Here is a 21,729-nt window from a genome sequence, read left to right on the forward strand (position 1 = left end):
ATGGGCATGGAAAACTACCATCCGCCACGGGATCCGTGGCTGGTGATCCTCTACCAGGACGAGCACATCATGGTGGTCAACAAGCCCAGCGGCCTGTTGTCCGTCCCTGGCCGTCAGGAAGAGCATAAAGACAGCGTCATGACCCGCGTACAGCGCGACTATCCGCAGGCGGAGTCCGTACACCGCCTCGATATGGCGACCAGCGGCGTTATCGTCGTCGCCCTGACCAAAGCGGCAGAAAGAGAACTGAAGCGTCAATTCCGCGAGCGCGAGCCGAAAAAGCAGTATGTGGCACGCGTGTGGGGTCACCCGCAGCCGCAGGAAGGCCTGGTGGATTTACCGCTGATTTGCGACTGGCCAAACCGGCCAAAGCAGAAGGTGTGTTATGAAACCGGGAAGGCCGCGCAGACGGAGTATGAAGTGCTGGAGTATGCGCCGGATAACACCGCGCGGGTGAAGCTCAAGCCAATTACCGGGCGTTCACACCAGCTGCGCGTGCATATGCTGGCGCTGGGCCACCCGATTCTGGGCGACCGCTTTTATGCCCACGACGAAGCGTTAGCGATGGCGCCGCGCCTGCAGCTGCATGCGGAGACGTTAACCATTACCCATCCGCAGTTTGGCAACAGCATGACGTTTAAGGCGCCGGTCGATTTTTAACTGGCGTACATTGCCGGGGGCGCTACGCTTGCCCGGCCTACAACAAAAAATGTAGGCCGGATAAGGTGACAGCCGCCATCCGGCAACTCACCACACCTTACTTAAATCCCTTCTGTTCTTTTATTAACTCGTACGCTTTCTGAATTTCCTGTGCCTTCTGCTTGGCCATCTCCATCATCTCCGGCGGTAACCCTTTGGCCACCAGCTTATCCGGGTGATGTTCGCTCATCAGCTTACGATAGGCGCGTTTGATGGTCGTAGCATCGTCGCTCGGCTTCACACCCAGCACGTTACACGCATCTTCAAGCGTTGGGCCGCGCTGCGCCTGCTGCCAACCGCCCCCCTGGCCGCCCTGAGACTGCTGATGATAGCCGCCGCCAAACTGTGCGCCGCCCTGCATCATACGCAGGAACTGGTCAAACTGAGCGTGGGAGATCCCCAACTCTTCAGCAATGACGTACAGCACGTCGCGTTCGTTCGGGTGCAGAGAGCCGTCGGCAAAGGCCGCCTGGATCTGAATCTCCAGGAACATACGAATAAGATCAAAACGACCAAAGCAGACGCTACGGAACTGACGCATTTTTTCGCGCAGCGGGTAGTTATCGGCTTTACCAACGCGAAACGCCTGCTGCGCTGCGGTACGAGATTCACCGTGCAGATTCATCCGGTCCATAAACAGACTAGCGACATGAATATCCGCTTCGGTGACACGACCTTTCGATTTGGTCAGGTGGCCCATCACTTCAAAGGTGGTGGCAAAAAACAGCGACTGACGCTGCTGCTGATTGGCAAACCAGTTCATGCGACGGCTGCGCGCCTTATCAAACATGTGGCCCACGAGCAGCCCGAGGACAACGCCCCAGAACCCTCCGCCCATCATCAGAGCGACGGCCACACCAATCACTTTTCCCCAATACTGCATATACTCCCCAAATCGTCATGCCAGCGGCTAAAATATGCATTATCATACCTGTCATTCAATGCCGTGCATAACACCTCTGGCACGAACGGGCAGGATAGACTCGATCAATTTCACGTTGCGGCCTACGGTAATGCAACTTAGAAGCCGACGAGCATTAACACTAGCGTCATCACGATGAGTACGTTAGTCTCTGACCGTTTGCAAGCCGCAATGCTATAGATGACGGAACAACAAATACAACGTATGAAAAAACGTATTCCCACTCTCCTCGCGACTATGATCGCCAGCGCCTTGTACAGCCAGCAGGGAATGGCTGCAGATCTCGCATCTCAATGTATGCTTGGCGTACCCAGTTACGATCGCCCGTTAGTGAGTGGTAAACCTAACGACCAGCCGGTGACTATCACCGCCGATCACGCGAACGGTAACTACCCGGACAACGCCGTCTTTACCGGCAACGTCGATATTAATCAGGGAAATAGCCGTTTGCAGGCCGATGAAGTCCAGCTTCATCAAAAGCAGCCTGATGGGCAGCCTACACCGGTTCGTACCGTCGATGCACTCGGCAACGTTCACTACGATGATAATCAGGTTATTCTTAAAGGGCCGAAAGCCTGGTCAAACCTGAATACCAAAGATACTAACGTCTGGAAAGGTGACTACCAGATGGTCGGCCGTCAGGGCCGTGGTACCGCAGATGTCATGAAACAGCGCGGCGAAAACCGCTATACCATTCTGGAAAACGGTACCTTTACCTCCTGTCTCCCTGGCTCAAACACCTGGAGCGTGGTGGGTAGCGAAGTGATCCACGACCGCGAAGAGCAGGTAGCGGAGATCTGGAACGCCCGCTTCAAGCTTGGGCCAGTACCTGTATTCTACAGCCCGTACTTACAGCTTCCGGTAGGTGATAAGCGACGCTCTGGCTTCCTGTTACCAACCGCCAAGTATGGCAGCACAAACTATTTCGAGTTTTCGCTACCGTACTACTGGAACATCGCTCCGAATATGGATGCCACCATTACGCCGCACTTTATGGACAAGCGCGGCGGCGTGATGTGGGAGAACGAATTCCGCTATCTGTCGCGAGCAGGTGCCGGTATCTTTGAACTGGATTACCTGCCATCAGACGATGCGTATGCGGGCGAACCAGGTAACCAGGGTAAAGAGTCGCGCCGCTGGTTATTCTACTGGAACCACTCCGGGGTATTGGATCAGGTGTGGCGCTTCAACGTCGACTACACCAAAGTCAGCGATCCAAGCTACTTTAACGATTTCAGTTCAAAATACGGCTCGAGTACCGACGGCTACGCTACGCAAAAGCTGAGCGTCGGTTATGCGGTGCAAAACTTCGATGCCACCGTGTCAACGAAACAGTTCCAGGTCTTCGACCGCAGCAACAGCAACTCCTATTCGGCTGAGCCACAGCTGGATATTAACGCCTACCAGAACGATGTCGGTCCGTTTGATACCCATCTCTACGCGCAGGCGGTGAAGTTCACCAACACCAACAGCACCATGCCGGAAGCAACGCGTCTCCACCTGGAGCCGACCATCAACCTGCCGCTGGGCAACCGTTGGGGGAGCCTCAATACCGAAGCGAAACTGCTGGCAACGCACTATAACCAGAGCAATATCGACGACTACAACAACGACTCGAGCAACGCGAACACGCTGGCCAGCTCGGTCAACCGCACCCTGCCGCAGTTTAAGATTGACGGTAAAATGGTGTTTGAGCGCGATATGGTGCTGAGTCCGGGCTATACCCAGACGCTGGAACCACGTATGCAGTATCTGTACGTGCCGTACCGCGATCAGAGCAAAATCAACAACTACGACTCCACGTTCCTGCAGTCCGACTACTCTAGCCTGTTCCGCGACCGTACCTACAGCGGTCTTGACCGCATCGCCTCCGCAAACCAGTTAACGACCGGCATCACATCGCGTATTTATGATGACGCTGCCGTTGAACGTTTTAACGTTTCTGTTGGTCAAATCTACTATTTCACCGAGTCCCGTACCGGTGATGACAACATTAACTGGGAGAAAAACGACCAAACGGGCTCGCTGGTTTGGGCAGGTGATACCTACTGGCGCATCAGCAACCAGTGGGGCTTACGCAGCGGCGTTCAGTACGATACGCGTCTGAACAACATCTCCACCAGCAGTACAGCCATTGAATGGCGTCGGGACGAAGAGCGTTTAGTGCAGTTGACTTACCGTTATGCGAGCCCGGAATATATTCAGGCAACGCTGCCTACGAGTTATTCCACCAACGATCAGTATCGTGAAGGTATTTCGCAGGTAGGCGCCACGGCAAGCTGGCCAATCGTCGATCGCTGGTCCGTTGTCGGTGCTTACTACTATGACACCAACACCGGTAGCGCCGCCGACCAGATGCTGGGCGTGCAGTACAACTCCTGCTGCTACGCTATCCGCGTAGGCTACGAGCGTAAACTCAACGGCTGGGACTACGACAGCAACAGCAAGACTGGCGGGCAGGCCAAATATGACAACTCCATCGGCTTCAACATTGAGCTGCGTGGTCTGAGCTCCAACTACGGTCTGGGTACCCAGCAGATGCTGCGTTCCAACATCATGCCGTACCAGAGCTCTCTGTAATATCACTGGTTAGACACATCATCCGCATTGCGGTTAATTGAAATGGAAAAAGTATGAAGAACTGGAAAACGCTGCTTCTCGGTATCGCCTTAGTTGCGAATACCAGCTTCGCTGCCCCGCAGGTTGTCGATAAAGTAGCAGCCGTCGTGAACAACGGCGTTGTCCTTGAAAGTGATGTTGATGGTCTGATGCAGTCCGTCAAAATGAACTCCGGCCAGGCGGGTCAACAGCTGCCGGACGATGCGACCCTTCGCCACCAGATCCTGGAACGTCTGATCATGGATCAGATTATCCTGCAGATGGGGCAGAAAATGGGCGTGAAGATCTCTGACGAGCAGCTCGATCAGGCGATCGCCAACATCGCGAAGCAGAACAACATGACGATGGATCAGATGCGCAGCCGTCTGGCCTACGATGGGATGAACTACAACACCTATCGTAACCAGATCCGCAAAGAGATGCTGATCTCCGAAGTGCGTAACAACGAAGTGCGTCGCCGCATCACCGTGCTGCCGCAGGAAGTGGACGCGCTGGCAAGCCAGATTGGCAACCAGAACGATGCCAGCACCGAGCTGAACCTCAGCCACATCCTGGTTCCACTGCCGGAAAACCCAACCTCCGATCAGGTCAACGAAGCGCAGAGCCAGGCCGAATCTATCGTTGAGCAGGCTCGCAACGGCGCCGACTTCGGTAAGCTTGCGATCACCTACTCTGCCGATCAGCAGGCGCTGAAAGGCGGCCAGATGGGCTGGGGCCGTATTCAGGAGCTGCCAGCTATCTTCGCCCAGGCGCTGAGCACGGCGAAAAAAGGCGATGTCGTCGGTCCAATCCGTTCCGGTGTCGGCTTCCACATTCTGAAAATCAACGATATGCGCGGCCAGACGCAGAATATTAATGTCACCGAAACCCACGCTCGCCACATCCTGCTGAAGCCGTCGCCAATTATGACCGACGACCAGGCTCGTGCGAAGCTGGAGCAGGTTGCAGCAGATATCCGCAGCGGCAAAACCACCTTTGAGAAAGCGGCTAAAGAGCTGTCTCAGGATCCAGGCTCTGCTAACCAGGGCGGTGATTTAGGTTGGGCAACGCCGGATATCTACGATCCATCATTCCGCGATGCGCTGATGAAGCTGAACAAAGGCCAGATGAGCGGCCCGGTTCACTCTTCCTTCGGCTGGCACCTGATTCAGCTGCTCGATACGCGTAACGTTGACCGTACCGACGCGGCGCAGAAAGATCGTGCTTACCGCATGCTGATGAACCGTAAGTTCTCTGAAGAAGCAGCGACCTGGATGCAGGAACAGCGCGCAAGCGCCTACGTTAAAATTCTGAGCAACTAATGACGCAACACGCTCGTGTCGTTATCACTCCCGGCGAACCCGCCGGGATTGGTCCGGATCTCGTCATCCAACTGGCCCAGCGCGACTGGCCGCTTGAACTGGTCGTTTGCGCTGATGGCCGCCTGCTCACCGAGCGGGCCACGCTTCTCGGCCTTCCTCTCACGCTATTGCCCTACTCTCCCGAAAACCCCGCTGCACCACAGCGCGCCGGTACGCTCACGCTGTTACCTATCGCCCTGCATGCCGAGGTTACGCCGGGAACGCTCAATGTTGAAAACGGTCGTTATGTTGTTGAAACGCTCGCCCGCGCCTGCGACGGTTGCCTGAGCGGTGAGTTTGCCGCACTGGTCACCGGGCCGGTGCATAAAGGCATTATTAACGATGCCGGCGTCGCCTTTACCGGGCACACCGAGTTCTTCGAAGAACGTGCTGGCGCACCGAAAGTGGTGATGATGCTGGCAACCGAGGAACTGCGCGTCGCGCTGGCGACTACCCATCTGCCGCTGAAAGCGGTGAGCGATGCCATCACACCAGACCTGCTGCGGGAAGTGATTACCATCCTGCACGACGACCTGAAAAACAAGTTTGGCCTTGCCGAACCTCACGTTCTGGTCTGCGGCCTGAACCCGCACGCGGGCGAAGGTGGGCATATGGGTACGGAAGAGATAGACACCATTATTCCGGTGCTGGAAGAGATGCGGGCAAAGGGGATGAATCTAAGCGGGCCGCTGCCTGCCGATACCCTTTTCCAACCAAAGTATCTGGACCATGCCGATGCGGTGCTCGCAATGTACCACGATCAGGGCCTACCCGTGCTAAAATACCAGGGATTTGGTCGCGGCGTGAACATTACGCTCGGTCTACCCTTTATTCGCACCTCCGTTGACCATGGTACCGCCCTCGAACTGGCAGGCCAGGGGAAAGCGGATGTCGGCAGTTTTATTACGGCGCTTAATCTCGCCATCAAAATGATTGTTAACTCTAATGAATAATCGAGTCCATCAGGGCCACTTAGCCCGTAAACGCTTCGGGCAAAACTTTCTCAACGATCAATTCGTGATCGACAGTATTGTTGCGGCCATTAACCCGCAAAAAGGCCAGGCCATGGTTGAAATCGGGCCGGGTCTTGCCGCGCTGACCGAGCCGGTTGGCGAACGTCTTGACGAAATGACCGTTATCGAACTGGACCGCGACTTAGCCGCGCGTCTGCAAACGCACCCGTTCCTGGGGCCGAAGCTGACTATTTATCAGCAGGATGCCATGACCATGAACTTTGGCGAGCTGTCTGAGAAGCTCGGCCAACCGCTGCGCGTGTTCGGTAACCTGCCGTACAACATCTCCACGCCGCTGATGTTCCACCTGTTTAGCTATACTAACGCTATTGCGGACATGCACTTCATGCTGCAAAAAGAGGTGGTTAACCGTCTGGTTGCCGGTCCAAATAGTAAAGCCTATGGTCGTCTGACCGTCATGGCGCAATACTACTGCAACGTGATCCCGGTACTTGAAGTGCCGCCAACCGCGTTCACTCCACCGCCAAAAGTGGATTCCGCCGTCGTTCGTCTGGTGCCGCACAGCACTAAGCCGTACCCGGTAAAAGATGTCCGCGTTCTGAGCCGTATTACGACCGAAGCCTTCAACCAGCGTCGTAAAACTATCCGCAACAGCCTGGGCAATCTGTTCAGCGTTGAGCTGTTGACGGAGCTGGGTGTAGACCCGGCCATGCGCGCGGAAAATATCTCTGTTGCGCAGTACTGCCGGATGGCCAACTATCTGTCAGAGAATGCGCCCTCGAAGGAGAGCTAAACCATGATCGATTCGCCGCGAGTTTGCGTCCAGGTACAGAGCGTCTACATTGAGACGCACTCCCAGCCGGAAGAAGAGCGTTACGTTTTTGCTTATACGGTGACCATTCGCAATCTCGGGCGAAGCGCGGTGCAGCTTCTCGGCCGTTACTGGCTGATTACTAACGGCCACGGTCGTGAAACTGAAGTTCAGGGCGAAGGTGTGATCGGCGTGCAGCCGCACATCGAGCCCGGTGAAGAATATCAATATACCAGCGGCGCCGTGCTGGAAACTCCGCTCGGCACCATGCAGGGTCACTACGATATGGTCGATGTAGACGGCGTGCCGTTCTCCATCGACATTCCCGTTTTCCGTCTCTTTGTTCCCACGCTGATTCATTAAAACATGGCTACATACCTTATTGGCGACGTTCACGGTTGCTTTGACGAGTTAATTGCTCTGCTCGAGCAGGTGGCGTTCACCCCGGACGTCGATACCCTGTGGCTGACAGGTGACCTGGTTGCTCGCGGCCCCGGTTCGCTGGAAGTGCTGCGCTACGTAAAATCGCTGGGCGACTGCGTAAAAGTCGTGCTCGGTAACCACGATCTGCACCTGCTGGCGGTGTTTGCCGGCATCAGCCGCAATAAGCCGAAGGATCGCCTGAACCCGCTGCTGGAAGCGCCGGATGCCGACGAGTTGCTCAACTGGTTGCGTCGTCAGCCGTTGATGCAGGTCGATGAAGAGAAAAAGCTGGTGATGGCGCACGCGGGTATCACGCCACAGTGGGATATGGAAACCGCTAAACAGTGCGCGCGCGACGTTGAAGCCGTGCTCTCAAGCGACTCCTATCCGTTCTTCCTCGATGCCATGTACGGTGATATGCCCAACAACTGGTCGCTGGATCTCTCCGGTCTGGCGCGCCTGCGTTTTATCACCAACGCCTTTACCCGCATGCGCTACTGCTTCCCGAACGGCCAGCTGGATATGTACAGCAAAGAGTCGCCGGAAAACGTGCCTGCGCCGCTGAAGCCGTGGTTTATGCTGCCGGGGCCGATTACCGATGAGTACAGCGTAGCCTTTGGTCACTGGGCGTCACTGGAAGGTAAAGGTACGCCGGAAGGAATTTATGCGCTGGATACCGGCTGCTGCTGGGGCGGGGATTTAACCTGTCTGCGCTGGGAAGATAAAAAGTATTTTGTGCAGCCTTCAAACCGTAAGCTGGCGCCGGGCGAGAGCGAGGCGGTGGCGTCGTAGTTTTGTGCGCCCCATAGAAAAATAAAAACGCCGGGTTTTCACCCGGCGTTTTTTTGTTTTGGTAGCCCGGGCAAGCGAAGCGCCGCCGGGAAAGGCTCGGTCTTAACGACGCTCAAGCACCTCAAAGCAGTAGCTATGAGAGTTCTGCTCATCCGCATCATGGAACTCGCTGAACACCGACTCCCACTGGTCAGGATCGTAATCCGGGAAATGGGTGTCGCCTTCAACTTCCGCATCAATGTGCGTCAGATACAGCTTCTGCGCTTTCGGCAGGAACTGCTCGTATACGCGACCACCGCCAATCACCATAATCTCTTCCACGTCTCCGCAGGCAGCGATCGCTTCATCGACCGATTTCACCCACTGTACGCGGTCATCAGTGCCCGGCTGGCTGCTGATGACGATGTTCTTACGGCCCGGCAACGGGCGGCCAATGGACTCCCAGGTCAGGCGGCCCATTACTACCGGTTTGTTCAAGGTGTTACGTTTAAACCAGGCCAGATCGGCTGGCAGGTCCCAGGGCATGGCGTTTTCCATACCAATAACGCGATCTACCGCTAGTGCAGCAATCAGACTGATCATTGAGTGTGTCCCAGATACGAAAAAAAATTGTCGCCACTATACGGAAAGCTTAATCTTTCGTCGACTGGCAGCCAGGTAAAGAAGAAGAAAATTTTTCGTTTTGCTGGCAAGTCCACGGTAGGTTAAGTGGACAGCCAGCATTACACCTAATACGACATTAGAGCGTCGGCTTTACTTCTGGCTCATCTTCAGGATTGCCGCTGTGTTTTCCCTCTTCCGTGCCCTGCCAGCCGTGGCGCTGAATCACCGACAAGTGGTTGCGATCTTCGTTGATAATCTCGGTCAGCATGGCGCTGGTGCGTTTAAATGCCGCTGCCCGTGAAGTGTCATCGTTTTCCGCCATCTCCACCATCTCTTCCATCAGCTGGGTGTTAAAGCGGCGGAACAGGTCGGCACGCTCGCGCGCCTCATAGGCGCCAAGCCCCAGCGACTCCAGCGCCTGACGCCCCGACTTCAGCGCCCCTTCGAAGGTTTCACGCTCCGGTGCGTCTACCCCGGCCTGACGCAGCTTGATGTAGTGCTCAACGTCGCGGGCGCGTGCAATAATCGTCAGATTCGGGAAGTGCTCTTTCGCCACCTCGGTCAGCTCAAGGCTTGCCTGCGGATCGTCGATGGCGTTAATCAATACTTCCGCTTTCGCTGCCCCTGCTGACTCCAGCAGATCGGCCCGCGTAGCATCGCCGTAAAACACCTTCATATCGAATTTACGCAGCGTATCGACATGGTCCGGGTCGTGATCGAGGACCACCATCTTCACGCCGCTCGACAGCAGTAAGCGGCCGGTGATCTGCCCGAAACGCCCGAAGCCCGCAATAATCACCCGCGGCTGCTCTTCGTCGATTTCATCCGCTTCACGGGCATCGCCCGCGCTGTTGCGTTTTTCCAGGCGGGTCAGCAGCACCAGCAGAATCGGCGTCGCCGCCATCGACAGGGCTACCGCCAGCGTCAGCGCCTTCGCCCATTCTGGATCCAGCACGTTGGCCATCTGCGCGGCGCCAAACACCACGAAGGCAAACTCACTGCCCTGCCCCAACAGCGCCGCAAACCACAGGCGCTGCGAGCGCGGCACCTGGAGCGGTCTGGCAATCAGCCACAGCAGCACGGACTTAATCACCAGGAAGCCGACCAGCAGCGTAATAATGCGCAGCGGGTTATGAATCAGCGTACCAAAGTCGATGGACATCCCGACGCCGATAAAGAAAAGCCCCAGCAGCAGCCCTTTGAACGGCTCGATATCGCTTTCCAGCGCGTGGCGGTACTCCGAGCTTGCCAGCAGTACCCCGGCGAGGAATGCGCCCATCGCCATCGATAGCCCGACCTCTTCCAGCAATAAACCGAAGCCAAAGACCAGGAACAGGGCCACGGCGCTGAATACTTCGCGCAGACCGGAGCGCGCCACGAAGCGTAACAGTGGTCGTGTAACATAGCGCCCCAGCATCACCACCAGCGCCAACGCACCGGCCACCTTCAGCGCCGAGAACGCAAACGCGCCAAGCGTAGTGGAACCGCCGCTGCTCGCCAGCAACGGGATCATCGCCACCAGCGGGATAGCCGCGATATCCTGGAACAACAGCACCGCAAAGGCGCTACGCCCCACCTGCGTCACCGTCAGATTGCGCTCGTTCATCGCCTGCATAGCAATCGCGGTAGACGATAGCGCCAGCGTCATGCCGATAAGCTCCGCCACCTGCCAGCGCAGGCCAAGGAAGATACAGAAGACGCCGATTAACGCGCCGCACAGCACCATCTGCAACAGCCCGCCGCCAAAGACCGAGGCGCGAAGTTTCCAGAGGCGCTGCGGGTCCAGCTCGAGGCCAATCACGAACAGCATCAGCACCACGCCGATTTCAGCAAAGTGCAGAATAGACTCGGCGTCGGTCACCAGCCGCAGACCCCAGGGGCCAATAATGCAGCCCGCAATCAGGTAGCCGAGCACCGAACCCAGCCCCAGACGGACGGCGATGGGCACAATCAGCGCCGCGGAGCCGAGGTAAATCAGCGCCTGTATTAGCGTATGGCTATCCATTGTTGTGCTCCTCCTGCCAGGCCAGTAACCGTTGTTTGTAGTGTCGCGCCTGCGCCTGCAGCGTCTCTTCGTCGCAGATAAACGTACAGTGCACGGCAAACGGCGGCAGCCATTTCATGCCGCAGTACACCGCGGTGGCCTCCAGCGGCTGCCCCAGCACGTCAAAGCCTGGATGTGAGCCAATATCGAAGTGGCTTTCGCCGCCGCCGGTGGTAACCGCCCACATCACACTTTTGCCGTGCAGCGCCGTGCCACCGTGGCCATAGGCCCAACCGTGCGCCAGCACTTTGTCCAGCCACAGCTTCAGCAGCGGCGGCGTGCTGTACCACTGCATCGGGTGCTGCAGAATGACCAGATCGGCACGGGAGAGCGCCTCCTGTTCGGCGGCCACGTCGATATTAAAATCGGGATAGAGGTGATAGAGAGAACGGACTTCAACGCCGTCGAGCGTCCTTACCTGCTCAAGCATCCGCTTATTCGCATGCGAGTGATGCGGATAAGGATGCGCATAAATAATAAGAATCATAATTCGCCTGTCTTACTTCATTATTTTATTCCTGAGTTTAGACAGTTAATGATGACACTTACAGGATCAGTTCACACAACAGCAGGAATTGGGGGGCGTGTGAACCACGCCCCGGCAGGGTCAGGAAGGTTGGTTGGCCGGTTTATCCGCCACCGGCGGTTCGTCAGATGATGCGGTCAGGTCGCACTGTTTTGGCAGGAAGAAGGTGATGGTCCCGGCGATAATCAACGAGCCCGCCAGCGCACACACCGCCACGTTCTGACCATAGAAATAGATCATCACACCGACCAGATACGGCCCGCAGAAGCCACCCAGGTTACCCAGACCGTTGATCACGCCACGCGCGCTGCCCGCCACTTCCGGCATGGCAATACGCCCCGGGATCGACCAGAACGGGCTGGTCGCCGCTTTCAGGAAGAAGCCACAGACCACCAGCGCGATATAGGCCGCCACCACATGGTCGCGCAGCACCACCGAAGCCAGCAGCGCGGCGGCAAAACCGTAGAGCGAGAAGCGAACCCACAAACGCCGCTTCCCGCTGCGGTCGCTGAACAGGGAGATAATGTAGATCCCGGCAAGCGTGGCGATAAACGGCAGGATAGCCAGCACGCCCACGCTCGCCATATTGGCGCCAGTCAGGTTTTTGAGGATGGTCGGCAGCCACAGCGTGTAGCCGTAATCCCCGGTCTGGTAGAAGAAGTTGAGCAGCACCAGCTTCATCAGCCCTGAGTTGCGGAACACTTCCCGCACCGGCGCGTTGCTGACTGGCGCTTCTGACCGTCGAGCCTCTCGTTCGGCGGTCAGCGCGGTAATCAGATATTCACGCTCACGCTCCGGCAGCCAGCGCGCCTCTTCCGGCCGGTCGCTAATCATCAGCCACCATACGGTCAGCACTACCAGCGACAGCAGCCCTTCGATGATAAACAGCCAACGCCAGTCGAGCGCCGAGATAATCGCCCCGGAGACCGGCGCGGTGAGCATACCGCCCAGCGGCGCAAACATCATCACAAAGGCGTTCGCACGGCCAATCTCTTTTTCCGGGAACCAGTTACTGACCATCGTCAGCACCACTGGCAGCATGCCACCTTCGGACACGCCGAGGATAAAGCGCAGCGCCAGCAGTTGGTACTCGTGGGTCACAAAGCCGGTAGCAATCGAGACAATTGCCCACGCCAGCAGCGACCAGGCGATAAAACGCTTACCGCTGCCGTGAACCGCAATACGCCCGCCCGGTATTTGCAAAAAGAGATAGCCAATAAAGAATATCCCACTCGCTACCCCCGCCATCTGGCTGGTAATACCCAGGTCGGACTCCATACCGCCGGGCAGCGCAAAACTGATATTAACCCGGTCCATAAACGAAATAATGCACGCGATGAGAACAGGCGCAATGATGCGCAGCCAGCGAGTGCCAGGTATTTTCTCATTCATCATTCATACTCTCTCTCGAGGGGAAGCCATGCTCAGCACGGCGGAAAGAACCGAGGATTAATCAATGGCATTCGGTAATGGCGTCGCGTTGAAAAAGGCGTCGACATTTTTAAATACCACCTCACTCATCCGTTGACGGGTTTCGTGGGTGGCACTCGCCACGTGCGGCAACAGCACCACGTTATCCATGGCGATCAGCGCCTCAGGCACGTGCGGCTCCTCTTCGTACACATCCAGCCCAGCACCGGCAATGACGCCATTTTGCAGGGCGTGAATCAGGGCTTTCTCATCCACCAACGTGCCGCGCGCGATGTTAATCAGCCACGCGTGTTTTGGCATCACGTTAAACACGCTGGCATCAATCAGCCCGCGGTTTGCCGCGCCGCCTGAAGCGGCAATCACCAGAAAATCGCTTTCGTGGGCCAGGGTGTGCAGGTCGGCGCACCACTGATAGTCAACGTGATTTAGCTTTTTACGGTCGGTGTAGAGGATCTCCATATCAAATCCGCTGGCGCGACGGGCAATGGCCTGGCCGATATTGCCCATGCCGAAAATGCCGATGCGTTTGCCGCTAACCTGAGTCGCCAGCCCCGGCCCTTGTTTCAGCCATTTGCCTTCGCGAACAAATTTATCGCCCTGGCAGAGCTGACGTGCACCTGCCAGCAGCAGCCCCATCGCCAGGTCGGCAACATCGTTGGTCAGCACGCCGGAAGTGATGGTGACGGCAATGTCATGAGCGCGAGTGTATTCAAGGTCCACCGCGTCGGTACCGACACCAAACACCGCCACCAGCCCAGCGTTCGGCAATTGCTCCAGCACGGCGCGGGTGACACCGATATCACCACGGGTGACCACCGCCTGCACCTGATGGCCGACGTCGCGCAAGAAAGCCTGCGGGTCAGTCTGTTCGTAGAGGCGATAGACCTGGAAAGCAGTGGAGAGTTTATCCAGCAGGCCGTCTACGACCGGGGCAATCAACAGTACCGTGTTTGGGTTTGCAGTATTCATCGTGTTACCTGTTTAAGCGTTTAGAAATTTGTTACGCCTATCAAACGGGTTTTCACGATGTCATTTTGCGATCTGCATCACGCCAGATCGTGTTAGAAATCCGTGTTACGGATGGCGTGATCGTGGAAGCAAAAGCCCGCGGGAATGCGGGCTGGGTGGCAACAATTGAATAACATTACAGTGATGGCACACGAAAGCTAAATGGTTTCACCCATCGATAAACGATAGTGCAGGTCAACCTTCTCGATGGTAGGCAACCCTTTTATTTTCTTGATTAAAATCTCGGTAGCGACCTTGCCCATTTCAAAACGCGGGGTCAATACGCTCGCCAGACGCGGGCTCACCACCTGGCCAATTTCCAGCCCGTGGAACCCGGCAATCGCCATCTCCTGCGGCACCGTGATACCCGAAGCGATGCACTCCTGTAACACCCCGACCGCCAGGTCATCGTTGGTGCAGAGAATGGCGTCCATCTCTTTATACATCTGGCGAGCCAGGGTCATCATGCCGGTGCCAATCGACACCGAAGAGACCTTGTTTGGCGCAATGCGCCCAACTGCCAGACCCGCCTCTTCCATCGCCCGGCAGTAGCCCGCATAGCGCTGCTCATCGCGAATATCCGACATCGAGCCAAAATAGATAATCTGCTTTTTGCCGCTGGCCAGCAGCATGTTGGTCATATCCAACCCGGCGCGGTAATTATCAAAGCCCACGTTGATGCGGTCGGCGTTATCCGATAAGCCCATCACCTCGGCAATGGGTATTTTTGCGGCTTTCAGGTATTTCTCCGCCCGCAGCGTATGGACCGATTCGGTTAACAGCAGCGCCTTGACGTTCAGCGCCAGCACGGTAGCAATCTGTTCCTCTTCACGCTGGCTGTCGTAATCGTAGTTCACCACCAGCGTTTGATAGCCGTGGGCGGTGGTGACCGATTCAATGCCTGCCAGCACGTCGGAAAAAATCTGATTATTAAAAGAGGGGATCAGTACGCCAATGCGCGGCGCAACGTTACTACTTATGGCGGGATTGTCGGCATCCGGCTGGTAGCCCACCTCTTCAATCACGCTGGCAATACGTTCGGCAGTTTCCGGCTTCACCTTCTCGGGGGTGCGTAAATAGCGGCTGACGGTCATTTTGGTTACCCCCGCCAGCGCGGCGATATCCTCTAACGTGATGCGTTGTACTTTCATTAGTCCTGCCCGTCATTGGCGAAATCCTGTGGCCTATTATGCCAGCAGGTTACAAAAAAGAGAAAGCGATACCCCATCGTCAAAGCCCCGTATGGCGCGGTTTTCGCCCTGTTTTCCTCTTCAGGATCACACATGCTGTAACCCCTTTTTGTAACATAGTTGAGAGTGATCTTCATCACAGTTTCACCGAGGTAAAAACCGTGAGATAGGGAACATCTTCTTGGCGCATCGGCTCGCAATACAGGACACAGTGATGAACAACTTATTCAGCCTGCAAGGCAAACGCATTTTAATTACCGGTTCGGGACAGGGCATCGGCTACGTGATGGCTCAGGGACTGGCCCAGTACGGCGCGGAAATCATCATCAACGATATCTCCGCAGAGCGTGCCGAGCAGGCCGCGATGAAACTCCGCGACGAGGGTGCCGTCGCCTATACCGCAGTCTTTAACGTCACTGACCCCGAGTCGGTGGAAAACACCATTGCCGATATTGAAACTCGCATCGGCGCTATCGACGTGCTGTTTAATAACGCCGGCATCCAGCGCCGTCACCCGTTCACCGAGTTCCCGGTGAAAGAATGGAACGACGTGATTGCCGTGAACCAGACCGCCGTTTTCCTGGTGTCGCAGGCCGTGGCCAAACGCATGATGACGCGCGGCGCAGGGAAAATCGTCAATATCTGCTCGATGCAGAGCGAACTGGGCCGCGACACCATCACCCCGTACGCCGCCGCCAAAGGCGCAGTCAAAATGCTGACCCGCGGAATGTGCGTGGAGCTGGCGCGCCATAACATTCAGGTTAACGGTATTGCCCCAGGCTACTTTAAAACCGCTATGACCCAGGCGCTGGTCGACGATAAAGCCTTCACCGACTGGCTGTGTAAACGTACGCCAGCCGCCCGCTGGGGCGACCCGCAGGAGCTGGTTGGTGCGGCGGTATTCCTGTCGTCGAAAGCCTCTGATTTTGTGAATGGGCATCTGCTGTTTGTTGACGGCGGCATGCTGGTTGCCGTTTGAGTCGGGAGCAAAACCATGGCAGGACAATGCATTATTTTAATGGGCGTCTCCGGCACCGGAAAAACCACTGTCGGACAAGCACTTTCCCAGGCGCTGGGAGCGAAGTTTATCGACGGCGATGACCTTCACCCACGGGCCAATATCGTCAAAATGGCCGCCAGCCAGCCGCTGGAGGATAGCGACCGCCAGCCGTGGCTGGAACGTATTGGCGATGTGATCTTTAGCCTCGGGCAGAAAAATGAGTCCGGCGTGCTGGTCTGTTCGGCGTTGAAAAAGCGCTACCGCGACCAGCTGCGCGCGGGTAATCCACATCTGCGTTTTCTGTGGCTAACCGGCGACTACGACTGCATCTTGCAGCGTATGCAGGCGCGCAAAGGCCACTTTATGCCGGAAGCGCTGCTGCAAAGCCAGTTTGCCGCACTGGAAGCCCCTGACGATCGCGAGCCGGACATTCTGCCGGTCGATATTTCCGGCGATGTTCCGGGCATTGTTGCCCGTTCGCTCACCCTTTTAGCCCATCAACCCGCATCGGGAGTTCCGGCATGATTATCGACACGCTGTACAACGCGGAGAAAACCGCCTTTTATCCGCAGGTTATCCGCAAGGCGCTACGCGCCGTGATCCAACAGGAACCACACACCCTGCCGCCGGGTAAATATACCGTCGATGGCGATAACCTGTTCTTCAACGTGGTAGAGGGGGAAAGCAAGCCGCTTGCCGAGCAGCGCCCGGAGTACCATCGTCAATATATTGATATTCATATCGTACTGAAGGGTGAAGAGATTATTGGGGCAGGAAATAAAGGGCTGGAGATTATCGAGGACGGCGCCTTTAACGACGCGCATGATATCGGCTTCTGCACGCAAATCAGCAGCGAAACGCTGATTCACCTACACCCAGAGGAGATTGCGATCGTCTTCCCCGGCGAGCTTCACCGCCCAATGAGCAGCCTCAGTGCGGGCGCGCCGCTGCGTAAGATCATTGTCAAAATTAATAGTGCACTGATTTAAACGTTACGGGCCAGCCCCGCACAACACTCGCGGGGCCACGAATAACGTTTAATTATCGAGCTCACCCATCGACCGCACCTGATCGCGGTTGATCTGTTCGGTTTTGCCGGTTTCAGCATTTTTGTACGACACCAGGCCGGTATCCTCATCGACCTGCGGTTTCCCATCAGTGACGATCGTTTTCCCGTCGGTGGTTTTTAACGCCTGGTTGGATGAACACCCAGCAACGGTAAAGAGCGCGCCGGCGGTCAGAATCGCTACGGTAAGTCGCTTATATTGCATCATGTTTCCCTCCTGCTTCTCAGCTAAAATCGTTATCACTCTAACCATTTTAGATTAGCTGGCTGAATGCGAGAGGGAAACCAGAACACTCCGAAGCGGCGCTTTCGCCGATTTTAGCCCCGCTGTTGCTTAAAGCTCACCGCCGCACCGATAAGATTGGCATCATTGCGGTACTGGCAAAGCAGCAGTTTCGGCATAAATTCCGCGAGATCCTTTTCCGCGACCAGATCCGTCAGGCGAGAGGCGATCCCGGCAAAAATAGCATCGCTGGCAGAGATCCCTCCGCCAATCACCAGACAATCCGGATCGTAACAGACCTGCAAATTCAGCAGCCCGACGGCCATCCAGTGATAGAACTGCGCCACTTCCTGTTTCGCAACCTCATCGCCCTGTTCGGCCAGACGGAACACCTCAGCGCCGGAAACGGAATCCAGCTCAAGCGACATCCGTTGCGCGTAGCGCCGCGCCATCGCCACGGCGGTACCCAGCTCGCTGAACGTCTGCCCGCCCTCCAGCGTCATCAGGCCAAACTCACCGGCATAACCATGACTACCGCGACGCAGCACTTTATCTTCAAGGATAGCCCCGCCCACTCCTGAGCCGACGATCACAAACAGCACGTGCCGATAGTCTCGCCCGGCCCCCAACGCCGCTTCGGCAATGCCCGCCGCGTTGGCATCGTTCTCAATGCTGACCGGCAGGCCAAACAGCGCCGTCAGCGCCTCAACAATCGGGAAGTGGTGGATGTAAGGAATGGCACTGAGGCCGCCAATCACGCCGCGTGCGGGGTCTACGCTGCCGGGAGCGCTGATTGCCACGCCCTGAATGTCATAGCGCAGCTGGTACTGGCGACAGATCTCCAGCAACTGGGCCTGCATCTTTTCCCAGCTATCAGGCGTTTTTACTGCCCCCGTATCCGTTAAAGCTTCCTGATGCCAGACGCCGTACTTAATTGAACTCCCACCCCAATCAAATAACAAAATAGCCATATATATTCCGCAGTTATGAGTTATGACAGAAAGAAAGAGGGCTATTATGCCGGGTGAGAGAGTGCTGAAAATTGAGCCCTCTCTCAACATTGAACGGCGCGACAAGTCCGTTTTCCCGCCGCAGGATTTTTATGGTACAAAGTATCAGCTATTTTTTTCAGGGGTTTACCATGTCTGTACCCATCGACATCATTTCCTGTATTACCGACCGCTTTGTCGAACTGACCGCCACCGAAAAACGGATTGCCCAGTTTATTCTCGATGATGTGCAGACGGCGACCACCTTACCAATTGCCGAAATGGCGAAGCTGACAGATACCAGCCAGGCATCGATCACCCGCTTTGCGCGGGCTATTGGCTGTAAAGACGTGCGCGAGCTGAAGGTGAAGCTCGCCCAGTCGCTGGCGGTTGGGCAGCGTTTTATTCTCGATGTGCCAGATCTGGAGGGCGTGCAGGGGATCTACGAGACGATCATCAACGTACTGGAGATGAACCGCCGGGCGCTGGATCCCGACTCGCTCAGCCGCGCCGTCGCGTGGCTAGGCGGCGCGCGACAGATCCTTGCCATCGGCATGGGCGGCGGCTCCACTATCTGCGCCCAGGAGGTGCAGTTCCGCCTGTTCCGCCTTGGTTTACCGGTGGTAAGCCAGAGCGACGGACTGCTGGTGAGAATGATGTGCTCCGCGGTGTCGTCAAACGATGTGGTACTGGCGCTGTCGCTGGGCGGCTATACGCAGGAAGTGGTGGAAAGCGCGGCGATTGCGCGTCAGTACGGTGCGAAGGTGATTGCGATTACCCCGGAGGCGACGCCGCTTGCCGAGCATGCAGATTTGGTATTGCCACTGATCGTGCGGGAAAACGACTATATCTTTAAGCCCAGCACCTCACGTTACGCGATGCTGGCGATGGTGGATGTGCTGGCAACAGAGCTCGCGGTGATGAATAAGGCAGAGACGAAGAATCGTCTGCGGCGGATTAAGCTGGCGCTGGATAGCCATCGTGGCGGGGCGGACCGGCAGCCGTTGGGGGATTAGTGCGGGGGTTTCCCCTCACCCTAACCCTCTCCCCGAAGGGGCGAGGGGACGGTATGTGCGGCCAGAAACTACGGCATTCAAGACGGGCGCGCTTTTCTCCCTCTCCCTTTCAGGGAGAGGGCCGGGGTGAGGGTAAAACCCGCACCCATCCCACAAGTTACTTCACCCGCTCCGCGTTGTAACAGGTCAAATCCACCTCAACCTTACAATCCACCACCAGATCCGCCACGCAGCACACACGCGCCGGCGGGTGGTCGGCAAAGAACTCGCGGAACACCTTGTTGAAAGACTGGAAATAGCGCGCATCGGTCAGATACACCTTCACATGCACCACGTCCGCCAGGCTGTATCCCGCGTCCTGCATAATATCCACGCAGTTCTGGATGGCCAGACGAGACTGTTCAATAATTCCCCCCTCCACCACTTCGCCGTCTTTCATCGGCGTTTGCCCGGAGACATACAACCAGCCACCAGCCTCTACGGCCTTGGCAAAGGGCAGAGACTGCCCGCCGGTCCCAGTGCTATCGCCGACGCCATAACGTTTAATACTCATTGTTGCTGCTCCTTAATTTTGCCGGCGGACCGGCGTAAGAATCGCCCGGCGCGCCCGATAACGTTGTGATTGTGCCCGTAGCTCATGACACCGTTAACCATCACCACGTCAATACCAGCGGCGGGCTGCTGCGGGTCGCTAAAGCTCGCGACATCGCGAATGGTCTCTGGGTCGAACAACACCAGATCGGCAAAGTAGCCACGCTTGATAAACCCGCGGTCGGTAAGCTGAAAACGCACCGCCGACAGGCCGGTCATCTTGTGCACCGCGATGGTCAGCGGGAACAGTTTTTCATCGCGGCTGTAGTGCCCCAGCACGCGTGGGAACGCGCCCCACAGGCGGGGATGCGGCATTGGGTCATTGGGTAAGCCGTCCGAGCCGACCATGGTCAGCGGATAGCGCAGCACCCGCTGTACGTCCTGCTCGTCCATGTTGTAGTAAATCGCCCCGGCAGGCATCAACCGCCTGCCCGCCTCTTCCAGCGTCAGCGACCAGCTTTGCGCAATCTGCTTTAAGGTTTGCCCGGCCATCTCCGGATGCGGCGTCGACCAGGTGATAACGATGTCGAAATCAGCGGTGATCTGCTTCATATCCAGCGTCGATGAACTGGCAGAGTATGGGTAACAGTCGCAGGCGACCTCCTGCTGTTCGCGGGCTTTATCGAACCGCGCCAGGGTTTCCACAGTGCGCCCCCAGTTGTTGGCTCCGGCACATTTGTGGTGCGACACCACCACCGGCACCTTGCCGTGGCGGCCAATACGGAACGCTTCGTCGAGCGCATCGAGAATGGGTTCAAATTCCGAGCGTAGATGAGTGGTATAGATACCGTTCTCTGCCGCCAACTCTTCCGCCAGCGCCATCACCTCTTCGGTCGTCGACTGGAAGGCGGAGGCGTAGGCTAACCCAGTGCTGAGGCCCAACGCACCCTGCTGAAGCGCCAGCCGCAGCTGTTCACGCATGGCATGAATCTCCGCCTCATTGGCCGGGCGGAACAGAGAATCCATCTGATTATTACGCAGCGCGGTATGACCCACCAGCGTGCCAACGTTCACCGCCGGACGCGCCTGCGCGACGGCGTCTGCGTAGGCGTTAACCGTCGGGTAGATAAACTGTTCCGCATTGCCCAATAAGTTCATCGGATCCGGCACCGCGCCTGCGATCGTCGCCCCCGCAGCGCTGATCCCGCAGTTACCGACGATCACCGTGGTCACGCCCTGGCTGATTTTGGGCAGATACTCCGGCATGCGGATCACGTTAATGTCATCGTGGGTGTGAACATCAATAAACCCCGGCGCCAGCACGCGGCCGGTGCCGTCAATCTCATGCTGCGCCTGCCCGTCGATAGCGGGCGCTATCTCCACAATGCGATCGCCCTTGATGGCAACATCGCCGCGATACTGCGGGCCGCCGCTACCGTCAATAACCGTGACGTTCCTGAACAGATAATCGAACTGCATCTCTTTTCTACCCCTGACGTTTCCTGCCTTGAATTTGACCATT

22 protein-coding genes are annotated in these 21,729 nt (G+C 56.8%); 11 read left to right on the plus strand and 11 right to left on the minus strand.

Annotated features, from left to right (window positions below; translation table 11 throughout):
* Positions 1-660 (plus strand): bifunctional tRNA pseudouridine(32) synthase/23S rRNA pseudouridine(746) synthase RluA, encoded by a 660-nt coding sequence (gene rluA / locus V6940_RS12025; protein WP_185668589.1) that lies wholly within the window; start codon positions 1-3, stop codon positions 658-660.
* Between the two features lie 97 nt (positions 661-757).
* Here the strand turns inward: rluA and djlA are convergent, their stop codons facing one another.
* Positions 758-1,582: a co-chaperone DjlA gene (djlA, locus tag V6940_RS12030; RefSeq protein WP_185668590.1), complete on the minus strand. Its 825-nt coding sequence runs from the start codon at positions 1,580-1,582 to the stop codon at positions 758-760.
* Positions 1,583-1,825: 243 nt separating this feature from the next.
* Here djlA and lptD point away from each other — a divergent pair, with 243 nt between their 5' ends.
* From lptD to apaH, 6 genes are read left to right on the plus strand one after another with little or no spacing between them, the layout of a single operon-like run.
* On the plus strand, positions 1,826-4,201 hold the full coding sequence (gene lptD, locus V6940_RS12035) for an LPS assembly protein LptD (protein WP_333496010.1): 2,376 nt from the start codon (positions 1,826-1,828) through the stop codon (positions 4,199-4,201).
* 53 nt (positions 4,202-4,254) lie between these two features.
* Positions 4,255-5,541, plus strand: coding sequence for a peptidylprolyl isomerase SurA (gene surA / locus V6940_RS12040; RefSeq protein WP_185668592.1), 1,287 nt, complete (start codon positions 4,255-4,257; stop codon positions 5,539-5,541).
* Positions 5,541-6,533, plus strand: a complete 993-nt coding sequence (gene pdxA, locus V6940_RS12045; protein WP_333496011.1) for a 4-hydroxythreonine-4-phosphate dehydrogenase PdxA — start codon at positions 5,541-5,543, stop codon at positions 6,531-6,533. Before surA ends, pdxA begins: the two co-directional genes overlap by 1 nt.
* Positions 6,526-7,347 carry a 16S rRNA (adenine(1518)-N(6)/adenine(1519)-N(6))-dimethyltransferase RsmA gene (gene rsmA / locus V6940_RS12050; RefSeq protein WP_035895418.1) on the plus strand — a complete coding sequence of 274 codons (822 nt, stop codon included), beginning with the start codon at positions 6,526-6,528 and terminating at the stop codon, positions 7,345-7,347. Before pdxA ends, rsmA begins: the two co-directional genes overlap by 8 nt.
* 3 nt (positions 7,348-7,350) lie before the next feature.
* A complete protein-coding gene (apaG, locus tag V6940_RS12055) occupies positions 7,351-7,728 on the plus strand; it encodes a Co2+/Mg2+ efflux protein ApaG (protein ID WP_035895416.1) in 378 nt (125 codons plus the stop codon).
* Positions 7,729-7,731: 3 nt separating this feature from the next.
* A complete protein-coding gene (gene apaH / locus V6940_RS12060; RefSeq protein ID WP_333496012.1) occupies positions 7,732-8,580 on the plus strand; it encodes a bis(5'-nucleosyl)-tetraphosphatase (symmetrical) ApaH in 849 nt (282 codons plus the stop codon).
* Positions 8,581-8,682: 102 nt separating this feature from the next.
* Here apaH and folA read toward each other — a convergent pair whose 3' ends face one another.
* From folA to V6940_RS12090, 6 genes are all read right to left on the minus strand, one after another.
* Positions 8,683-9,162 carry a type 3 dihydrofolate reductase gene (folA, locus tag V6940_RS12065; protein ID WP_035896030.1) on the minus strand — a complete coding sequence of 160 codons (480 nt, stop codon included), beginning with the start codon at positions 9,160-9,162 and terminating at the stop codon, positions 8,683-8,685.
* Between the two features lie 157 nt (positions 9,163-9,319).
* A complete protein-coding gene (gene kefC, locus V6940_RS12070; RefSeq protein ID WP_333496013.1) occupies positions 9,320-11,188 on the minus strand; it encodes a glutathione-regulated potassium-efflux system protein KefC in 1,869 nt (622 codons plus the stop codon).
* Complete coding sequence (gene kefF, locus V6940_RS12075) at positions 11,181-11,714, minus strand: glutathione-regulated potassium-efflux system oxidoreductase KefF (protein ID WP_220440357.1); 534 nt, start codon at positions 11,712-11,714, stop codon at positions 11,181-11,183. Before kefF ends, kefC begins: the two co-directional genes overlap by 8 nt.
* Positions 11,715-11,834: 120 nt before the next feature.
* A complete protein-coding gene (locus V6940_RS12080) occupies positions 11,835-13,145 on the minus strand; it encodes an MFS transporter (protein ID WP_185668618.1) in 1,311 nt (436 codons plus the stop codon).
* A 57-nt stretch (positions 13,146-13,202) separates the two neighbouring features.
* Entirely contained in the window at positions 13,203-14,153 is a 951-nt protein-coding gene (locus V6940_RS12085) for a 2-hydroxyacid dehydrogenase (RefSeq protein WP_333496014.1), read from the minus strand.
* A 197-nt stretch (positions 14,154-14,350) separates the two neighbouring features.
* Positions 14,351-15,343 carry a LacI family DNA-binding transcriptional regulator gene (locus tag V6940_RS12090; protein ID WP_333496015.1) on the minus strand — a complete coding sequence of 331 codons (993 nt, stop codon included), beginning with the start codon at positions 15,341-15,343 and terminating at the stop codon, positions 14,351-14,353.
* A gap of 253 nt (positions 15,344-15,596) precedes the next feature.
* Between V6940_RS12090 and idnO the strand changes: the two genes are divergently transcribed.
* Genes idnO through V6940_RS12105 form a run of 3 tightly spaced genes read left to right on the plus strand, consistent with a single transcriptional unit; the run spans position 15,597 to position 17,371 of the window.
* Complete coding sequence (gene idnO / locus V6940_RS12095; RefSeq protein ID WP_333496016.1) at positions 15,597-16,361, plus strand: gluconate 5-dehydrogenase; 765 nt, start codon at positions 15,597-15,599, stop codon at positions 16,359-16,361.
* 15 nt (positions 16,362-16,376) lie between these two features.
* Complete coding sequence (locus V6940_RS12100; RefSeq protein ID WP_333496017.1) at positions 16,377-16,907, plus strand: gluconokinase; 531 nt, start codon at positions 16,377-16,379, stop codon at positions 16,905-16,907.
* A complete protein-coding gene (locus V6940_RS12105) occupies positions 16,904-17,371 on the plus strand; it encodes a YhcH/YjgK/YiaL family protein (RefSeq protein ID WP_333496018.1) in 468 nt (155 codons plus the stop codon). Before V6940_RS12100 ends, V6940_RS12105 begins: the two co-directional genes overlap by 4 nt.
* Before the next feature lie 48 nt (positions 17,372-17,419).
* Here the strand turns inward: V6940_RS12105 and V6940_RS12110 are convergent, their stop codons facing one another.
* Both V6940_RS12110 and V6940_RS12115 read right to left on the minus strand, forming a co-directional pair.
* Entirely contained in the window at positions 17,420-17,653 is a 234-nt protein-coding gene (locus tag V6940_RS12110; RefSeq protein ID WP_035896033.1) for a YgdI/YgdR family lipoprotein, read from the minus strand.
* Positions 17,654-17,766: 113 nt separating this feature from the next.
* Positions 17,767-18,642, minus strand: a complete 876-nt coding sequence (locus V6940_RS12115; protein WP_333496019.1) for an ROK family protein — start codon at positions 18,640-18,642, stop codon at positions 17,767-17,769.
* Positions 18,643-18,812: 170 nt separating this feature from the next.
* Between V6940_RS12115 and V6940_RS12120 the strand changes: the two genes are divergently transcribed.
* Positions 18,813-19,676 (plus strand): MurR/RpiR family transcriptional regulator, encoded by an 864-nt coding sequence (locus V6940_RS12120; RefSeq protein ID WP_333496020.1) that lies wholly within the window; start codon positions 18,813-18,815, stop codon positions 19,674-19,676.
* 157 nt (positions 19,677-19,833) lie between these two features.
* On the opposite strand, the gene V6940_RS12125 is transcribed toward V6940_RS12120, so the two are convergent.
* Complete coding sequence (locus tag V6940_RS12125; RefSeq protein WP_333496021.1) at positions 19,834-20,229, minus strand: RidA family protein; 396 nt, start codon at positions 20,227-20,229, stop codon at positions 19,834-19,836.
* Positions 20,226-21,686 (minus strand): N-acyl-D-amino-acid deacylase family protein, encoded by a 1,461-nt coding sequence (locus V6940_RS12130; protein WP_333496022.1) that lies wholly within the window; start codon positions 21,684-21,686, stop codon positions 20,226-20,228. Before V6940_RS12130 ends, V6940_RS12125 begins: the two co-directional genes overlap by 4 nt.
* Between the last annotated feature and the right edge of the window lie 43 nt (positions 21,687-21,729).

The sequence above is a fragment of the Kluyvera sp. CHPC 1.251 genome (assembly GCF_036759945.1).
Classification (GTDB): domain Bacteria; phylum Pseudomonadota; class Gammaproteobacteria; order Enterobacterales; family Enterobacteriaceae; genus Kluyvera; species Kluyvera sichuanensis.

Coding starts and splice junctions, on each gene's coding strand:
- V6940_RS12120 (WP_333496020.1), top strand. CDS start 18,813: ATGTCTGTACCCATCGACATCATTTCCTGTATTACCGACCGCTTTGTC.
- apaG (WP_035895416.1), top strand. CDS start 7,351: ATGATCGATTCGCCGCGAGTTTGCGTCCAGGTACAGAGCGTCTACATT.
- rluA (WP_185668589.1), top strand. CDS start 1: ATGGGCATGGAAAACTACCATCCGCCACGGGATCCGTGGCTGGTGATC.
- V6940_RS12130 (WP_333496022.1), bottom strand. CDS start 21,686: ATGCAGTTCGATTATCTGTTCAGGAACGTCACGGTTATTGACGGTAGC.
- V6940_RS12115 (WP_333496019.1), bottom strand. CDS start 18,642: ATGGCTATTTTGTTATTTGATTGGGGTGGGAGTTCAATTAAGTACGGC.
- kefC (WP_333496013.1), bottom strand. CDS start 11,188: ATGGATAGCCATACGCTAATACAGGCGCTGATTTACCTCGGCTCCGCG.
- pdxA (WP_333496011.1), top strand. CDS start 5,541: ATGACGCAACACGCTCGTGTCGTTATCACTCCCGGCGAACCCGCCGGG.
- V6940_RS12080 (WP_185668618.1), bottom strand. CDS start 13,145: ATGAATGAGAAAATACCTGGCACTCGCTGGCTGCGCATCATTGCGCCT.
- djlA (WP_185668590.1), bottom strand. CDS start 1,582: ATGCAGTATTGGGGAAAAGTGATTGGTGTGGCCGTCGCTCTGATGATG.
- V6940_RS12105 (WP_333496018.1), top strand. CDS start 16,904: ATGATTATCGACACGCTGTACAACGCGGAGAAAACCGCCTTTTATCCG.
- rsmA (WP_035895418.1), top strand. CDS start 6,526: ATGAATAATCGAGTCCATCAGGGCCACTTAGCCCGTAAACGCTTCGGG.
- surA (WP_185668592.1), top strand. CDS start 4,255: ATGAAGAACTGGAAAACGCTGCTTCTCGGTATCGCCTTAGTTGCGAAT.
- apaH (WP_333496012.1), top strand. CDS start 7,732: ATGGCTACATACCTTATTGGCGACGTTCACGGTTGCTTTGACGAGTTA.
- kefF (WP_220440357.1), bottom strand. CDS start 11,714: ATGATTCTTATTATTTATGCGCATCCTTATCCGCATCACTCGCATGCG.
- V6940_RS12085 (WP_333496014.1), bottom strand. CDS start 14,153: ATGAATACTGCAAACCCAAACACGGTACTGTTGATTGCCCCGGTCGTA.
- V6940_RS12100 (WP_333496017.1), top strand. CDS start 16,377: ATGGCAGGACAATGCATTATTTTAATGGGCGTCTCCGGCACCGGAAAA.
- V6940_RS12090 (WP_333496015.1), bottom strand. CDS start 15,343: ATGAAAGTACAACGCATCACGTTAGAGGATATCGCCGCGCTGGCGGGG.
- V6940_RS12110 (WP_035896033.1), bottom strand. CDS start 17,653: ATGCAATATAAGCGACTTACCGTAGCGATTCTGACCGCCGGCGCGCTC.
- idnO (WP_333496016.1), top strand. CDS start 15,597: ATGAACAACTTATTCAGCCTGCAAGGCAAACGCATTTTAATTACCGGT.
- folA (WP_035896030.1), bottom strand. CDS start 9,162: ATGATCAGTCTGATTGCTGCACTAGCGGTAGATCGCGTTATTGGTATG.
- V6940_RS12125 (WP_333496021.1), bottom strand. CDS start 20,229: ATGAGTATTAAACGTTATGGCGTCGGCGATAGCACTGGGACCGGCGGG.
- lptD (WP_333496010.1), top strand. CDS start 1,826: ATGAAAAAACGTATTCCCACTCTCCTCGCGACTATGATCGCCAGCGCC.